Genomic DNA, 16658 nt, shown 5'->3' on the forward strand with positions numbered 1-16658 from the left:
ATGCAAATTGGGGGCGCCGCGCGGTCTGCGGAATCCGGTGCCTGCGACCCGTCGATGTGCGGCCCGCCTTGCGCGCCGCCCGCCGACCGCATAGCCCTCCACACCCGCACACCCGCACACCCGCACACCCGCTGCACCCGCACATCCGCCACACCCGCTGCACCCGCCGCACCCCAACGCATCCGACCTTCCCAACGCAGCCCACGCAGCCGACGCACCGGACGCAGCCCGACGCAGCCGACACACCCGTCTCGCCCGCCAGACCCGCCAAACCCGCCAAACCGCAGCCAGACCCCAGCCCGCCAGCACCTTGCAGCGCCACGACCACGACCACGCCCACGCGCACGCCCACCCGCACGACTCCCACGCCGATGAGCAGCAGCGGCGTCGGCTGCTGCTGGCGCTGGTGCTCACCTCCCTGTTCCTGGTGGCCGAGGTCGTGGGCGGCATCGTGGCCAACTCGCTGGCGCTGCTCGCCGACGCCGGCCACATGTTCACCGACGTTGCGGCCCTTGGCCTGTCGCTGTTCGTCGCCTGGTTCAGCCGGCAGCCCGCGACGCCGCAGAAGACCTACGGCTACCTGCGCTGGGAAGTGCTGGCCGCGTTCATCAATGGGGCCGCCCTGCTCGTCGTCTCCGCGGCCATCGTGTGGGAGGCGATCGCGCGTTTCCGGGCGCCCGAGCCCGTGGCCGACACGACCATGCTCCTCATCGCGGTCGGCGGCCTGATCGTGAACGCGGTGTGCGCCTGGCTGCTTCACGGCCTGCACCAGCACAGCATGAACACCCGCGGTGCCTACCTCCACGTTCTCGGCGACCTGCTCGGCTCCGTCGGGACCGTGGCGGCCGCGCTGATCATCCGCTGGACGGGGTGGTTGGCCGCCGACCCGCTGGCATCGGTCATCGTGACGCTCCTCGTGGTGCGCTCGGCCTGGCGTCTCGTGCACGAGAGCGTCGACGTGCTGCTGGAGTCGACCCCTTCGCACATCTCACTCGGTGCCGTACGAGCGCGGCTGGAGGCCCTCCCGGGGGTGACGTCGGTCCATGACCTGCATGTCTGGACCGTGACCTCGGGAACGATCGCGATGAGCGCGCACGCCATCATCCCCGAGCCGGCGCAGCATCAGGAGTTCCTGGAGCAGTCCGTGGCGGCGATGCGCGAGTTCGGCATCGGCCATGTCACCGTGCAGATCGAGCGCGAGGAGATCTGCCGGGAAGCACACGCCTGAGTCGTGTGCGGAGGGTCACACGGCGGGGCCGATAGCCGCCGGGACAGTCCAGAATTGTGATTCCGGTGACGATGCTTTCAGGGAGAACCCACCCGACCCGGCGGTGACAGGAGCTGCCGCCGGGGCGTCCTTGACCCGATATGCCGCGCACGTCGCCCATGTGGACGATCGTCAACGACTTTCACATCGAGAAAGTCCGCGTACCCGTCGTGGTGATCACCACGAGCGGGGAGCGGATCGAGGGTGACCTGTTCGCGCAGGCAAACACGCGAACCGAGAGCGGTCACGAGCGCGCCACCGACGTCGTGAACACGGCCGACGCGTGGTTCCCGATCGCCAACGCCGCCGGCCGCGTGCTGCTGTGCAGCAAGGCGCGTGTGCGCGTCATGCACGTCTCGGGGGGCGAGGTCGATACGTCCGCGTGGTCACTCGGTACCCCGGCGCAGGTCGTCGTGGTGCTCGATGACGGGCAGCAGGTGTCCGGCACGATCCTCATCGAGATGGAGTCGGCCCGTCAGCGCGTGCTCGACTTCCTGAATCGCCTTCCTCTCCGGTTCCTTCCGATTCACACCAGCGGGGGTGTGGTGCTCGTCAATCGCGACAACATCGTACACGTGGAGCAGGTGTCCTGATGTCCCAGATCAAGCGACTGCTCGACGTGCTCTCGCAGTCCCCCGGTGGCGAATTGCAGCTGGCCCCCGGCACACCGATCCGCCTCGTCACCGATGCAAGCCAGAGCGAACTCACACGCTCTCCGCTGACGGCGGAGAGCTGGCGTTCGGTCGTGATGCAGATCGTGCCGCCGTTCGCGTATGCCGCCTTCGAAGACGAAGGCCGCCTCGACTCCACCTTCCCGTTAGGCGGCCGCCAGTTCCTCGTGCGATTGCAGAAGGACGCCGACGCCGCGCCATCGGCGACGGTACGCGAGGCGCCGTCTGCGCTGGACGTGCGCACCCTGGCGACTGGCAGCCTGCTCGAGGCGCCGCCGCTCCCGATCCCGAGCGGCACCGTCGCGTTCCCCGACGCGTTCGAGGCCATGGAGCGGTTGCTGCGAGCCCAGATGGACGCGGGCGCATCAGACCTGCATCTACGCGCAGGCTCCCTGCCGCTGCTGCGAAGGAACGGGGACATCGAGCCAATGGAGGGCGAAGCCGCGATTGCCGGGGACTACCTCCTCGCGATGGTGCAGTCGATCATGCCGGAAGATGTGCGGCGGCTCTACGCGGACACCGGTGACGCCGACTTTGCCCACGAAGTCGACGGCGCGGGTCGCTTTCGCATCAACGCCTTCCGCGATCGACTCGGCCCGGGCACGGTCGCCCGGTCGATTCCAACCCGCATCGTGTCCGCCGAGGAGCTCGGGTTGAGCGCAGAGGTGCGTGCGCTGTCACAGCTGAGCCGGGGACTCGTGCTGGTCACCGGTCCGACGGGCAGCGGAAAATCCACGACGCTGTCGGCACTGGTCGATCTGGTGAATGCCACGCGACAGGATCACATCGTCACCATCGAGGATCCGATCGAGTTCGTGCATCCCAGCAAGGGGTGTTTGGTGACCCAGCGCCAGGTGGGATCACATACGCAATCGTTCAAACACGCGCTGCGTGCGGCGCTCCGCGAGGATCCGGACGTGGTCCTCGTCGGCGAGCTGCGCGACCTGGAGACGGTCTCCATCGCGATCGAGACCGCGGAGACCGGGCACCTCGTCTTCGGCACCTTGCACACGTCCACGGCCGCGAGCACGGTCGATCGCATCATCGACCAGTTTCCGCCCGACCGTCAGTCGCAGGTGCGGGTGATGCTGTCCGAGTCACTCAAGGGCGTAGTCTCGCAGACGCTCTGCCGGAAGATCGGCGGCGGTCGTGTGGCGGCGATGGAGATCCTCCTCGTGACGCCGGCCTTGAGCAACCTGATCCGCGAAGGCAAGACGTTCCAGATGACGTCGATCATGCAGACGTCGAAGAAGCTGGGGATGGTCACCATGCTCGACGCGCTCGTGTCGCTGGTGGAGCGCGGGCTGGTCGAACCGCAGGAGGCCTACTTGCGGTCACCGGACAAGGCCGGGATCGTACAGCAACTCAAGGCGCGCGGGTTCGACGTGTCGTTCGCCGAAGTGGACGCGCCCGCGGCGCCGCCGGGCAACAGCGGAGCCACCTCGCGCACGCCCGTCGGGGCCCGGCGGTAAGCCGGGCGGCTGGCCACTCCTCTCCCATATCCAGCGCGGACGCTCGCGCTCCTCCGCCGGGCCTGCTGGCAGATTCGAGTTGGTGTTGGGAGAGCGCACAAAGGGCGAGCCATCAGCTCGCCCTGTCTCACCTACTGGACGGTCGTGTCATCGGAGTCACGCGCGCCCGGTTCGTCCCCCGTGGTTTCGCCCCGCGTTCGTTCGTACTCGGCGCGGTCCTTGTAGCCGTATCCTCCGAGGACCTCGCCTCCTCTCATGTAGTCGTGGCCGTACCCGCGGCCGTGGGGGTAGTCGTGCGGTCGTGGCTCCTGGTCCTGGTGCATGGGACACCTCCGGAACGGTTCGTCGCACGGTCAGAGTGCGACTGGGCCCCGGAATGGGCAAGAGCCTTGAACCGGAAAGTCGGCCCGGAGATACTTCAGGGCTATGGAAATCCGGAACATTGCCATCATCGCCCACGTCGACCACGGCAAGACCACCCTCGTGGACAAGATGCTCCGACAGGCTGGAGCATTTCGCGAGAACCAGGTCGTCGAGGAGCGCGTGATGGATTCAAACCCGCTCGAACGCGAGCGGGGGATCACGATCCTCGCCAAGAATACCGCCGTCACCTGGCAGGGGACGAAGATCAATATTGTCGACACGCCTGGGCACGCCGACTTTGGCGGTGAAGTCGAGCGCATCCTGCGCATGGTGGACGGCGTGCTGCTGGTCGTGGATGCGTTCGACGGCCCGATGCCGCAAACGCGGTTCGTGCTGCGGAAGGCGCTCGATCTCAAGCGGCGCCCGATCGTCGTCATCAACAAGATCGATCGCCCCGGCGCCGACCCGGCGCGCGTGCATGACGAGGTGCTCGACCTGTTGATCGACCTCGAGGCGGAAGACGAGCTGCTGTACGCGACGCCGTTCGTGTACGCCTCGGCGCGCGAGGGCGTGGCGACCACCGACCTTGCCGTACCGCCCGAGAGCCTGTCGCCGCTGTTCGACACGATCGTCCGGAGCATCCCCGCGCCGCCTAACGATGCAGAGGGGCCGTTCCAGATGCTCGTCTCCACGCTCGACTATTCGCCCTACCTCGGGCGACTCGCCCTCGGCCGCATCGAGCGCGGGGTGGTGAAGGTCGGGCAAAGCGTCGCCCTGCTGTCCAACGACCCCGCGCTGCCGCCGGAAACGTCGCGCGTCACCAAACTCTATACCCATCAGGGGCTGGAGCGCCTGGAGGTGGAGTCCGCCGCGGCCGGTGACATCGTGGCCCTGGCCGGGCTCGAAGGCGTCGAAATCGGGCTCACCGTATGTCACGTCGAGCACCACGATCGCCTCGAAGGCATCGAGGTCGAGGAGCCCACCATCTCCGTGGACTTCGTGGTCAACAACTCCCCGTTCGCCGGCAAGGAGGGCAAGTTCGTCACCTCCCGGCAACTGCGGGAGCGGCTCTACAAGGAACTCGAACGCAACGTCGCGCTGCGGGTCGAGGACACCGAGGCCACCGACGCCTGGTCGGTCTCGGGGCGGGGTGAGCTCCATCTCACCATCCTAATGGAGACCATGCGCCGCGAGGGCTACGAGTTCCAGGTGTCGCGCCCGCGGGTCATTCTCCACGAAGGGCCGCAGGGTGAGCGTCTCGAGCCGTACGAGGAGCTGATGATCGACGTTCCCGAGGAATACCTCGGCGTCGTCATCGAGGCCCTGGGCCCCCGGCGCGCGGAACTCATCGACATGCGCAACCCGGGTCAGGGCATGGTCCGGTTGCGCTACCGGATCCCGGCCCGCGGCCTGTTCGGCTACCGGAGCGAGTTCCTCACCGACACCCGAGGGACCGGCATCATGCACCACCGGTTCCTGGAGTACTCCGCCTGGGTCGGCGCCCTCGAGGGTCGGACCCGCGGTACCCTCGTTTCGATGGAGAACGGCACCGTGGTCGCCTTTGCGCTCTTCAACCTGCAGGAGCGCTCCACCCTGTTCGTGAAACCCGGCGATCCCGTCTACGAAGGGATGATCATCGGGGACAACTCCCGGCCCGGGGACATGGACGTCAACCCGACCAAGGAAAAGAAGCTCACGAACATGCGCAGCAAATCCGCGGACGAACACGTAACGCTGGAGCCGCCGCGGGAGTTGACGCTGGAAGGAGCCCTGGAGTATATCGAGGACGACGAATTGATCGAGGTGACCCCCGCGTCGATTCGCCTGCGCAAACGGATGCTGAATACCATCGATCGCAAGAAGCTCTCACGCGAGGCAAAGCGCGAACGGGAACGCGCTGCGCTCTAATCACTCATCAGGTGGAGACTCGAGAAATGCTGCCCGTGTTGCAATCGTCGAACGCCGAATTGCCGTGGATGACCGCGGTGCCGGTATTCATGTCGCCGCGCAAGGACGAAGACGGTTTCGACGACGCCGACGAGGACGGTTATGACGGCGACGAAGATGAGGACGAGGACAGCAACGATCCCGACAAGGCCTTCGATGACCCCGAAGACGCCGACCTCGACGAAGACGACGAGGATGAAGATGAGGATGAGGACGAGGACGACGATGATGATGATGATGATGATGATGATGATGACGACGATGATGACGACGACTTCGATGATGACGATGACGACGACGACGATGAGGAGGAGTTCGAGGACATCGACGATCTGGAAGACGACGAGGACGAGCCGTACGACGACAAGGACGACAACTGAGCCGATCGCCGGCCTGAAATGACCAGGGGCGCCGCACACCGCGGCGCCCCTTTTTCGTCACCAGGGGGAGGGAAGCGAGATTCAAACGGAAACGCGCCGCCGGCTCCCGCTACGGTCCTGTCGACCTACAGCGCCTCATGCACGGACGAGTCGCTCGTCCAACGCTGAGACCAACCCCGATATCGGCGATTGGCCTGATACGGCGTTCGTCTGCCTCACGAGCGGCGGCGACGGCGCTGCCGCCGCTCGGCGCTAGCGAATCGCGAGTCCCAGACCCACGCGGTCCCTCGTGAGCGGCACGACGGTGATGCCGAGCGATGGGCGGCCGCCGCCTGGGAGCGAGGCGCCATCGCGCGCGATGATGGCCGCGGCCCGTGAACGCGAGCGGCGCGCGTACGCGCTGGACTCGATCGCCGCCATGAGCCATACGGCGCCCGCGGTGGCAAGGCCGGCCACGAGTCGGGGCCTCGTCACCTTCGTCACCGTGTCGGTGTAGCGATTGCCGAACGGGTCGGTGAATGTCTGCGTCTCGGTCTTTTCCTGCTGTCGCCAGGCGAAACCGATCGCTCCACCCACGACGCCGAGCGTGAGCACGCCAAGCACGGGACGCCCGGTGTTCATCTGGCCAAGGCCGGGGACGAGCAGGCCGGAGCCGAACGCCTGTCCCGGCCCGTACACGCGATCGGGCAGGCGCGACATCGCCGCGCGCACCGTCCCCTGGTCGGCCGCGCGCGGCGAGAGGTCGAGGTAGCGCTCGAAGTCCTGCATCGCGATGGCGCGTTCCCCGCGGGCGGCGCGCGACAGGGCCCGGTTGAAGTACGGCTCGGGTGCGTTCGGCACCGTGGTGGCCACGGCGCCGAACACCGAATCGGCGGCAGCGTACTGTTGCCGGCGCAGGAGGGCCACGCCGGACTGGAAGTTGGCCCGCGCTTCTTCGAGTCGAGCCAGTTCATTGGCCGGCGTGAGGCGCACGATGCGCCCGCGCACCTCGTCGGCATCGGTCGCGGTGGTGGCGAGGCCGAGGTACCGACAGTAGGCGCGTACGGCCGAGGTGTTGTCCTGCAGCGCCTCGTACTCGCGGCCCAGATAATACGCGAGTCGCGCGTTGGACGGCACGAGCGTGGCCGCCTTGGCGAAATTGTCGCGCGCGACGGCGTGTTCACCGAGGAGCGCCGCGTCCTGACCGTCGGCGATGAGTTGTTGCGCCTCGGCCTCGGCGGTGGGATTGGGCGGTGTGGTGGTGGGCGTCGGCGCCTCGAACGCCGCGCAACCCGTCACCCCGCCGGCGGCGAGCGCCGTCTTGAGCTGAAAGCCCTGCGCGTTGCTGCGCGTGGCGGTCGCGACGATGAGCGCTGCCGCCAATGCGGCCGCTCGGTGACAGCCACGCCTCATTGGACCGTGAGGAGCAGGGTGCCCACCTTGCCCTCGCACGTCACGGTCATCGTGGCCGAGCCCGTATTCATCGCGTTTGCGGTGGCGTTGAAGGAGAAGGTGCCTGCCGCGATCGTGACGGCGGATGCCGCCGATACGCTGATGATCGATGGGGCGCTGCTCACGATGGAGCACGTGCGCCCGCTCGGGGCGAACGCCGGTCCGCCACCCACCACGGTGACCGCCACGTCCACCTGCTGCGTGGTGCCAAGGCCGAGCGTGGAGTCTGGCGAGGAAGTGACGGTCACGGTGTTGATGGGCACGAGGTTCACGGTGGCAAGCACGCTGTCCTTCTTTATGCCGCCCATGCCCGTCCCCGGCGACGTCTCGGCGATGACGTAGACCTGCCCGGTGTCAGCCAGGGTCGCCGACCCGGACGTCGCATTGATCGAGATCTTGGCGTTGGACGCGCTCCACGTGACGGTGCGCCCGGTGAGCGTATTGCCGGCGGTGTCGGCCAGCAGTGCGGTGAACGTGGGAGTGGTGCCGTGTGTCACCGAGGTTGGCGTGATCGTGATGGTGTGCGTCGGCACGAGGCTCACGGTCAGCGTGAACGAGCCCGTCTTGGTTTCTGACGTGGCCGTGATCGTCGCGCTGCCGACCGCCACCGCGGTGACGACGCCTGACGAGTTCACGGTGGCCACGCTGGCATTGGACGAACTCCAGGTCACCGGGCGATTGAGCACCGCATTGTTGATGTCACGCGGTTGCGCCGTGGCCTGCACGGTCTGTGTGACATAGATGCTCGAGTCGGGTGCCTCGACCGTCACGGAGTTCACCGGGTAAAGCACTCGCACCGGGAAGTTGGCGGACTGGCCCTCAACGAGGGCAGTGATGGTGGCTGAGCCGGGTGCGAGACTCGTCACGATCCCCGCCTGACTTACTGAGGCAAACGCTGCTCCAGCCGGCTGGACAGACCACGATACCGAGCGGCCAAAGAGCTCCACGAGTGCCGCATCGAAGAACCTCGCCGTCAGTTGCTTTGTACCCGCGTGTATGATCGAATCACCCATCGTCGTCGACGTGAGGGTGACTGACGCGACCGGAGGGAGCATGCGCAGCGTGCGGCTTACGGACTGCCCGTTGACCGACACGGTGAGTGTGGAGCTACCAGCCGCGACGTAAGTTGCTGGGAGGTTCACCTGGCCGTTCTGGTCGGTCACGTAGGGTCCGGCGGGGATCGTCACAAAGGCGGGATTTGGCGCCGTGACCGTTAGCGTGCGACCCGGCAAGGGCGAGCCACCTGACGACGTGGCAGTTACTACCAGTGGCAGCGTCTGCGTTACGAAGAGCGAGTCAGCCGGCATCGGCGGCGACAGGACGAGCGAGGCAACGGGCGCCAGAACCCGGATGACCTTCGTGGCCGAAACCGATTCGCTCGTCGCCCGGATTGTGGCGTTGCCCGGAGCAAGGGCGGTCACCACCCCCGTGGAGGCGTTCACCGATGCAAAGGCCGATCCCGCACTCACGTCCCAGAATACTGGTCGGCCCGTAAGGACGACGCCGTTCACGTCCTTGAGGGTGTCGACCATCTGAATCGTGCCGGTCCCGATGACGGAATCACCGGGCGATCCGACAATGACGCTGCTAACGGGTCGCAACAAGCTAAACACGCGCGAGCCCGTCTTGCCTTCGCTGGTTGCCGTGATAGTCGCGCTGCCGTAGTTGACGGCGGTGACGACCCCGCTCGGACTGACCGTCGCGAAGGTCGGGTGGACGCTGTTCCACGTGGTCGGGCGGATACCGAGCGTATCGCCGTTCGCGGCCAGCCTGATGGCCGTCGCGTTGATCGTGGCACCGGGCGCGCCAATCACGGAGTCTTGCGGGCTCATTGCAAGAGACACCGTCGAGACCGTATCGAGGATGCGCGCCACGAACGTAGCGGACACGTCGCGGGTCGCGGTGATGGTTGCGCTGCCAGCTCCCACGCCGGAGATCGTGATTCCAGTGATCTGGCCCGATGCATTGGATGTCGCTGACAACGGGCTGACGGTAGCTATGGCAGGGTTTGATGTGGAGAAGCTGACACTGCGGCCCTGCAACAGATTGTTTGCCGCGTCACGCAGCGTCGCGGTACCCGTCAACGATGGTTGCCTGGCCAGGATCTGTGAGTCGGGTGCGATCGCCAGGGTGATCGAGGCGACCGGCGCCACGTTCTGCACGGTGATCAGCGCCGTATCTCGAGGAGCAGTCAGCGTGTCCTGGAGCGGCGAGTACACCAGAAGCTCAATGCGCGCCGAGCCGGATCCAACGCCAGTGACGACACCGGATGTCACCCCAACGGTTGCAAACGCGGGGTCCAGGCTCAGCCAGCGAACGCTTCGGCCACTGACGGGAAGGAGCGTGCCGGCCGCATTGCGAATCGTCAGTGCCAGCGGCAACGTCGACCCAACGCTGAGTGTCGCAACTGCCGGGGAAACGACTGTCGTCGCTACCGGTGCCCATGAGACGTTCACCGTCGTCGTCGCCGAGGGCGTGCTCCCACCTGGCCCACCACCCGGCGCCGACGCCGTGATCGTGGCCACACCGCCCCCCGCGCCGATCAGCGCCGTCACCTGCCCGTTCGACGAATTCACGCTCACCAGCGGATTGTTCGACGACCAGAAGAACGTGCGCCCCGCCAGGACATTGTTGTTCGCGTCACGCGCCGTCGCGGTGAGGACCAGCGGCGCCGCGTTTCCTTCCTGCACCGACGCCGGGTTGGGCGCCACCGTGATCGACGCGATCGGCGTCGAACTCACGGTGATCGTGGCCGTTCCGCTCACACCCTCCGTCGTGGCCGTGATCGTCGCGGTTCCCTGGCCAACCGCGGTCACCACGCCGGTGGTGCTGACGGTCGCGACGGCGGTGTTCGACGACGACCAGATGATCGTGCGGCCAATCGGTGAGAGCGGCAGCCCGTTGGTGCCCGTGAGGTTGGGCACCAGGGTTTGTGTTCCGCCCGGAGCGAGGGTGGCCACGCTCGGCACCAGCGCGATTGCGCCGACCGGCACCGGCGACACGGCGTACGTGCCGGTGCCGATCACCCCGTCCACGGTCGCCGTGATCGTCACCGTGCCCGGCGCGATGCCCAGCACGCGTCCCGTCGACGACACGGTCGCGATGGCCTCGTTGCTCGAGGACCACGTCGGCACCTTGCCGGTGATGGGGTTGTTGTTGGCGTCGAGCACCTGCGTGTTGAGCTGCAGCTGCGTGCCCTGCTGGATCGACCCGGTCGATGGCACCACCCGCACCACCGACACGCCAACGGTGGTGACGGTGATCGTCACGCTCGCCGAGACGCCTTCGGTCCCGGCAAAGATCACCGCGGAGCCCGGGCCGACCGCCGACACCAGACCACTCTGCGACACGGTCGCGACGCTCGGCGCGCCGGAGATCCACGTCACGATGCGCCCGGGGAGGGTCACCCCGTTGGCGTCCCTTGCGGTGGCCGTGAGCTGCTGGGTGCCGCCCACCAGCACCGTGGCGCCGTTAGGCGCAATGGTGATGCTCGCCACCGGCACCGGCGTCACCGTGATGGTCGCCGAGCCCGTGACGTTGCCCACGCTCGCATTGATGCGCACCGAGCCGGCGTTGATCCCGGTGACGAGGCCGGTCTGCGACACGGTCGCCATCGACGGTTGATCGCTGCTCCATGCGATCGTCCGGTTGAGCACGTTGTTGTTGGCATCCAGGGCCTGAGCGGCCAGCTGCGCCGTCTGACCGGAGGCCACCGTCGCCGTCGTCGGCGTCACGCGGACCGACGCGACCGGCACATCGGTCACGGTGAGCCGCGCCGTCCCCGTGCGACCTTCACTCGTCGCACTGATCGTGGCCGACCCGGCTGCGACGGCCGACACGAGTCCCGTGGAGGAAACGGTGGCGACAGCATTCGCGCTCGACGACCACGTGACCACGCGTCCGGTGAGCGTCTGGCCCGTGGACGACGCGGTGGTCGCACCGAGCTGCAACGTCTGGCCAACCACGAGCGACCCGGTCGACGGGCTCACGGTGACGGAGGCCACCGGCACCGGAGTGACGGTCACGACCGACGAGCCGACGACACCATCAACCGTGGCAGTGATCGTGGCCGAACCCGCCGCGACGCCCGTGACCACGCCGGTGGAGGTGACTGTCGCGATCGTGCCCGGCGTGCTGCCCCACAACACGGTGCGCCCAGCGACCGCGGCTCCGGTCGCATCAACAGGCTCGGCGCGGAGCGTCACCGCGTTCCCGACCTGCAGGCTGGCGGTCGCCGGTGTGATGCGGACCTGCGACACGGGCCGCGCGGTGACGCCGACCTGTACGATGGCCGACTTGCCTCCAGCGCTCACGGCTACCTGCGTGTTGCCGGCAGCGACTCCGGTGATCACGCCGCTCTGTGAGACGGTCGCGACCGCGGCGTTCTGCGTCGCCCAGAACATGCTCCGTCCATTCACCGTCGCGCCGTCCGCGCCGACCAGCCGCGTCGCGATGGTGCGGCTCTCGCCGACGGTCATCGACACGCCGGGCGGCGTGACGTCGATCCGGTCGACGGAATCGCTGTCGGGCGACAGGGGATTGTCGCACGACACGGAGCCGAGGAGGAGGCAGGCGAGCGCGCGAAGCGCGACGCGTCGGGCGTGCAGGGCGATCATGGCCTAACGATTGGCCCCGGCCACGCGCGCCGGTGCGCTGGCACTTTCCTGGTCGCCCGAACCCAGCTGACCGTCCACGTTGTAGCCCCAGCAGTACGCTTCCCCGCCGGAGACGGCGCACGTGTGCGCCCCGCTGGCGTTGAGCGCGCTCAGGGCGCCCAGTCCGCGGATCGCCACGGGCCGGCCGCGGTCGACGGTGGATCCGTCGCCGACCTGTCCGTAGGCGTTGCGCCCCCAGCAAAAGCCGCGACCATCGGCGGTCCGTGCGCACGTGTGATAGTCGCCGGCCGCGACGGTGCTGAACGGCCCGCTGGCCTCGACGCGCTGCGGCGTCGGTCCACCGCTCGTGCCTCCGGTCCCGAGCTGTCCATACTGATTCTGTCCCCAGCACCAGGCATCGCCACCGGTGGTGACCGCGCAGGTGTGGGAGTTCCCCGCCGAGATGCTGATGAAGCGTTCGCTGGTCAACACCGGCACGGGCGAGGTGTGGTCGGTGGTCGTGCCGTCGCCGAGCTGCCCGGCGTCATTGCGCCCCCAGCACAGCGCTTCGCCGCTGCGCGTGAGCGCACACGTGTGCTGGCCACCAACCGCGATGGCGCCGGCCGGGCCGCCTAACGCGACGCTCACCGGTGTGCTGCGTCCGCTCCGCGAGCCGTCGCCCAGCTGACCGCGTGCATTGCTTCCCCAGCACTGCACGGCTCCGCTCCGCGTGAGACCGCAGGTGTGCAACCGGCCCGCGCGCACGACCCGGAAGGAGGCGCTGCCGGACACGCGCACCGGGGCGTTGCGCGGCGTCATGGTGCCGTCGCCGAGCTGCCCGCTTTCGTTGGCCCCCCAGCAGTACGCGTCACCGTCGCTGCTCGCGCCGCAGGTGTGTGAACCGCCGGACGAGACGAACGCAAACGCAAACGCGCCGGCCACGAGGGCGGGCGTCCGCCGCGAACCGAACGTTCCATCGCCGAGCTGGCCACTCGTATTGCTGCCCCAGCAGAGCGCGCGCCCGTCGCCGTCGATCATGCAGGAATGCCGCGCGCCGGCGGCGATCGTCCCGCGATCGGTGGAGAAGGCGACCGCGGGCGTGACGGGTTCGGCCGGTTGCGGCTTGACCGAATCTGCTGGGGCCGTGGCGGGCGTGACGGTCGGCACCGAAGTCGGAACGGTGGTCGGCGGCTGGCGCACCGAGTCCTGACGCGGCGGCGTCATCGCGGCCGGTGGGATCGCGGCTGCCGCGGAATCCACCTGGTGCGCCTCCCCGGTCGCCGCGATCGAGTCCACGGCCACGGCGGTATCGGGCGGTGCGATGAACGGCGCCTCGACCGTGGCGGCGTCGGCAAAGCGCGCGGAGTCGGCCGTGGGCGTGGTCGCGTTGACCGGGCGAAACTGCATCCACGCGAGGAGTGCGACCGTGGTCGCTCCGGCGAGGCCAAGGATCGCGGGGAGCCAGCGCCGCTTGCGCTCGGGCTGGTCGAACGGCACCGAGATCGTGGGCTGGCCCCACGGAGACGGCAGCCGCGGCACTTCACCGGATGCCGTCGCCGACTGTTCGTTGGCCGAACTGGGCGTGGTGCCCATCGGCGTATCTCCACGACGGAACTGCACCGTCGAGGACTGTGGCGACACGGCGCGCACTTCGACCGTCCGGCCGCGCGCGCCCGCTTTCTTTCGTTTGCGCGCCGCCGACTGCCATTCCTTGAGGCCCGGCAGCTTGTCGGTGCTGGAGAGCAGCGTCAGGAAGCGCGCCGCGCTCGGCCAGCGGTGATCCGGCTTCTTGGCCATCAGTCCCTCGAGGAGGAACTGGAGGCGCGGCGGCACGTCGGGGCGGGCGATGTCGAGCGGTGGGAGCGCGTCGTGCTTCTGGCGATAGATGACGCTGTAGAGGCTTTCGCCCATCCAGGGCCGCTGGCCGGTGAGCATCTCCCATCCGACCATGCCGAGGGCGTAGAGGTCGCTGCGCCCGTCGAGCGAGCCGCCGTCGATCTGCTCGGGCGACATGTAGGTCGGCGTGCCGATCGCCGTGCCCGTGGCCGTCAGCTCGGTGTTTTCGGTGATCGAGCGCGCGACACCAAAGTCGGAAAGCAGGGCGCGCCCGGTGACCTCGTCGAGGAAGATGTTCTCCGGCTTGACGTCACGGTGGACGACGCCACACCGGTGCGCGTACGCCAGGGCACGCGCGATGTCCTTGAGCACGCCCTCGGCGCGATCGACCGGCAGTCCGCCGTTGGACAGGGCAGCCTTGAGCGTGTGCCCGGGCACGATCTGCATCACCAGCGCGAGCCCGTTGTTCAGCCGCTTGATCGCGTGCAGCGAGACGATGTTCGGATGCTCGAGCTGCGCGACCGTGCGCGCCTCGCGGGCGAGCCGCGCGACCGCTTCTTCGTCGGCGTGGAATCGCGGGCGCACGACCTTGACGGCGACCTCGCGGCCAAGCGCGCGTTCGCGCGCGCGGTAGACCACGGCCATCCCGCCGCGCCCAAGTTCACCCAGGAACTCGTATTCGTCCGAGAGCTCGACGGGCCACCCCGTCGTCGCGTCCGTCGTCGCGCCGTCGCGCACGTTCGGTTCGGTCACGGGCGGAGCCCCCTCCGCCGCGGCGTGGAGCGCGGTGTCATCGCGCACGGAACCGGAACACGAGCGCGCCCATCTCCACCAGGTCGTCGTCGTTCAGCAACTGCGCGCTGTTCACGCCGTCGAGCGCAGCGCCGTTCACGACCACCGGGTTGGTGCGCGAGAGGTTCGTGAGGCGCCAGCGGTCCCCTTCGGGTGAGAGCCGCGCGTGGGTTCGCGACACCGTGGGTTCGAGGAGTTGCACGTGACGATACGGCGGGCCTTCCTTGCGCCCGAAGGTGATGTCGGGCGACTCGCCCAGCGCGGGATGCACGAAGCGCACTTCGTGACCCGCATCCGGGCCGCCGACAACCTCCAGAAAACCCTGAAGGAACTGCAGCGTTCCATCGCTCGGTCGATGAAATCGCAGCGAGTGGCCCATGACCACTTCAGGTGCGATCGTGCCCGGGGCAAACCGGCCCGTGGTCGCCGTGACCGGGTCTTCGACGGCGCTGATCGGCCCCGAGAGCGGGACCGCGACGTCCGCGATGAGCGGCTGCGCGAAGATCCGCTGATCGACCGCGGTCGACCGATGCGCCGAGGTTGCCGGCGGTGTGGCGCGCGAGCCCGCGGGCATGACGAGCGGGCCAGCGCTCATGCCCGAAACCACGAGCAACGGATTCCCGTGCGCGCGCAGCTCTTCGTCGCGTCGACGACGGTTCATCCACATCGCGGCAACGATCGCCAGCGTCGCCGTCGCCAGCGTACCGAGGATGATGAAAAGCCCCGCGAGAGAAACGCGCATCTCACTCCATCTGCTCGCTTTCGGGCTCACCGCGCCCAAATGCAAAGACCGCCCGTGCCCAGTGCCCTGGTCGAGCCGACAAGGAAGTAGTTCACTCGGCACGCATTGACGCGTCCGTGTGACTTTCCGCTAATCTGAAGCGCTGTAAGTGACGACGCCAGCCAGCGTTGCGGCTGCGCTACAGTCTATCGGTCCTTCTGTCGCGAGAGCTCAGCGAGACCGGAAACGGAAGATCACCTCGCCCATCTCGATCCGGTCGCCATCGCGGAGCACGACGGATGGCGATTCCTCGCTCATGGCGAGGCCGTTGACCGAGACCGGATTGGTCCTGGAGAGGTTGGTGAGCGTCCAGGTTTTCCCTTCGAGCGACATGCGAGCGTGCTGCCGCGAGACCGTGTGTTCCTGGAGCTGGACGTGGCGGTATTGCGGCCCTTCGGCGCGGCCGAAGGTAATCGTCTGGCCGTCCGGACCGGCCGTGCGGACGAACCGGATCTCCTGGCCCACGTCGCGTCCCTCCACGACTTCCAGCTTGCCGGGGAGGAACTGCAGCGTGCCGTCGACCGGCTTTTCCAGCCGGAGCGTGGAGGCTGGGGAGTGGCTGCCCTCCCGGTGGCCGTGCCTCGGGTCGCCCGCCACCTGCAGCTTGAGCACGCGGCCCGGTTCTTCGGCTTCCGCGGCTCGTGCGGCCCGCGCTTCCACCTGGATCGCATCCATCCCGAGCGTCGGACGCTCATAGGCCACCGGCTCGGCGACCGGGGCTGGGACCGGAGGCGCGTACTGGCTGGCGGTGGGCGGCTGCGCTGGCGCGGAGGGCGGCGTGGGCGGTCGCTCAGGCCTTGGCGGCACGATGGCCCTGGAATCGCGGCCGAACGGGGCGATCGCGATGGGGCTGGACTTCATGCGCCGGCGTTTGAGGCTGGGCAGGAAGTAGCCGAAGATCATCGCAAGCACGATGACCCCCAGCGGAATGCCGACGAGCACGAGGGGACTGAGCAAGGAGCGAATGTGGCGGGTGAGTGCTTGCCGGTATTAGACGAGACTCGGGGAACATCGTCAATTGGCGCCCGTGGTTGCAAACCTTGTTCCGTGCGCGCACAGACAACACCGGGCGAGGGATGATACCCTCAAGCGTCAGGGCGGCGTCTCCGTTGACCGGGTTGGG

Annotated in this window: 11 protein-coding genes; 5 read left to right on the plus strand and 6 right to left on the minus strand. The window is 68.0% G+C overall.

The window, feature by feature from the left end:
- The first annotated feature begins 310 nt into the window (after positions 1-310).
- From IT361_12115 to IT361_12125, 3 genes are all read left to right on the plus strand, one after another.
- Positions 311-1228, plus strand: coding sequence for a cation transporter (locus IT361_12115; GenBank protein MCC6318423.1), 918 nt, complete (start codon positions 311-313; stop codon positions 1226-1228).
- 140 nt (positions 1229-1368) lie between these two features.
- Positions 1369-1860, plus strand: coding sequence for a hypothetical protein (locus IT361_12120; protein ID MCC6318424.1), 492 nt, complete (start codon positions 1369-1371; stop codon positions 1858-1860).
- 404 nt (positions 1861-2264) lie between these two features.
- Positions 2265-3410 (plus strand): type IV pilus twitching motility protein PilT, encoded by a 1146-nt coding sequence (locus IT361_12125; protein ID MCC6318425.1) that lies wholly within the window; start codon positions 2265-2267, stop codon positions 3408-3410.
- Positions 3411-3541: 131 nt separating this feature from the next.
- Here the strand turns inward: IT361_12125 and IT361_12130 are convergent, their stop codons facing one another.
- The gene (locus IT361_12130) at positions 3542-3733 is read right to left on the minus strand and encodes a hypothetical protein (protein MCC6318426.1); all 192 of its coding nucleotides are present in this window, start codon (positions 3731-3733) and stop codon (positions 3542-3544) included.
- Between the two features lie 103 nt (positions 3734-3836).
- Here IT361_12130 and typA point away from each other — a divergent pair, with 103 nt between their 5' ends.
- Entirely contained in the window at positions 3837-5681 is a 1845-nt protein-coding gene (gene typA / locus IT361_12135) for a translational GTPase TypA (GenBank protein MCC6318427.1), read from the plus strand.
- Positions 5682-5707: 26 nt separating this feature from the next.
- Positions 5708-6100 carry a hypothetical protein gene (locus IT361_12140; protein ID MCC6318428.1) on the plus strand — a complete coding sequence of 131 codons (393 nt, stop codon included), beginning with the start codon at positions 5708-5710 and terminating at the stop codon, positions 6098-6100.
- Between the two features lie 252 nt (positions 6101-6352).
- Here IT361_12140 and IT361_12145 read toward each other — a convergent pair whose 3' ends face one another.
- The 5 genes from IT361_12145 to IT361_12165 all read right to left on the minus strand — a co-directional run bounded on the left by IT361_12145 (position 6353) and on the right by IT361_12165 (position 16492).
- Positions 6353-7492 (minus strand): hypothetical protein, encoded by a 1140-nt coding sequence (locus tag IT361_12145; GenBank protein ID MCC6318429.1) that lies wholly within the window; start codon positions 7490-7492, stop codon positions 6353-6355.
- Complete coding sequence (locus IT361_12150; protein ID MCC6318430.1) at positions 7489-12147, minus strand: Ig-like domain-containing protein; 4659 nt, start codon at positions 12145-12147, stop codon at positions 7489-7491. Before IT361_12150 ends, IT361_12145 begins: the two co-directional genes overlap by 4 nt.
- A gap of 3 nt (positions 12148-12150) precedes the next feature.
- On the minus strand, positions 12151-14715 hold the full coding sequence (locus IT361_12155) for a protein kinase (GenBank protein ID MCC6318431.1): 2565 nt from the start codon (positions 14713-14715) through the stop codon (positions 12151-12153).
- A 37-nt stretch (positions 14716-14752) separates the two neighbouring features.
- Positions 14753-15496: an FHA domain-containing protein gene (locus tag IT361_12160; protein ID MCC6318432.1), complete on the minus strand. Its 744-nt coding sequence runs from the start codon at positions 15494-15496 to the stop codon at positions 14753-14755.
- 210 nt (positions 15497-15706) lie between these two features.
- Positions 15707-16492, minus strand: coding sequence for an FHA domain-containing protein (locus tag IT361_12165; GenBank protein MCC6318433.1), 786 nt, complete (start codon positions 16490-16492; stop codon positions 15707-15709).
- Positions 16493-16658 lie beyond the last annotated feature (166 nt).

It is taken from the genome of Gemmatimonadaceae bacterium (assembly GCA_020846935.1).
In the GTDB taxonomy this organism is placed as follows: domain Bacteria; phylum Gemmatimonadota; class Gemmatimonadetes; order Gemmatimonadales; family Gemmatimonadaceae; genus RBC101.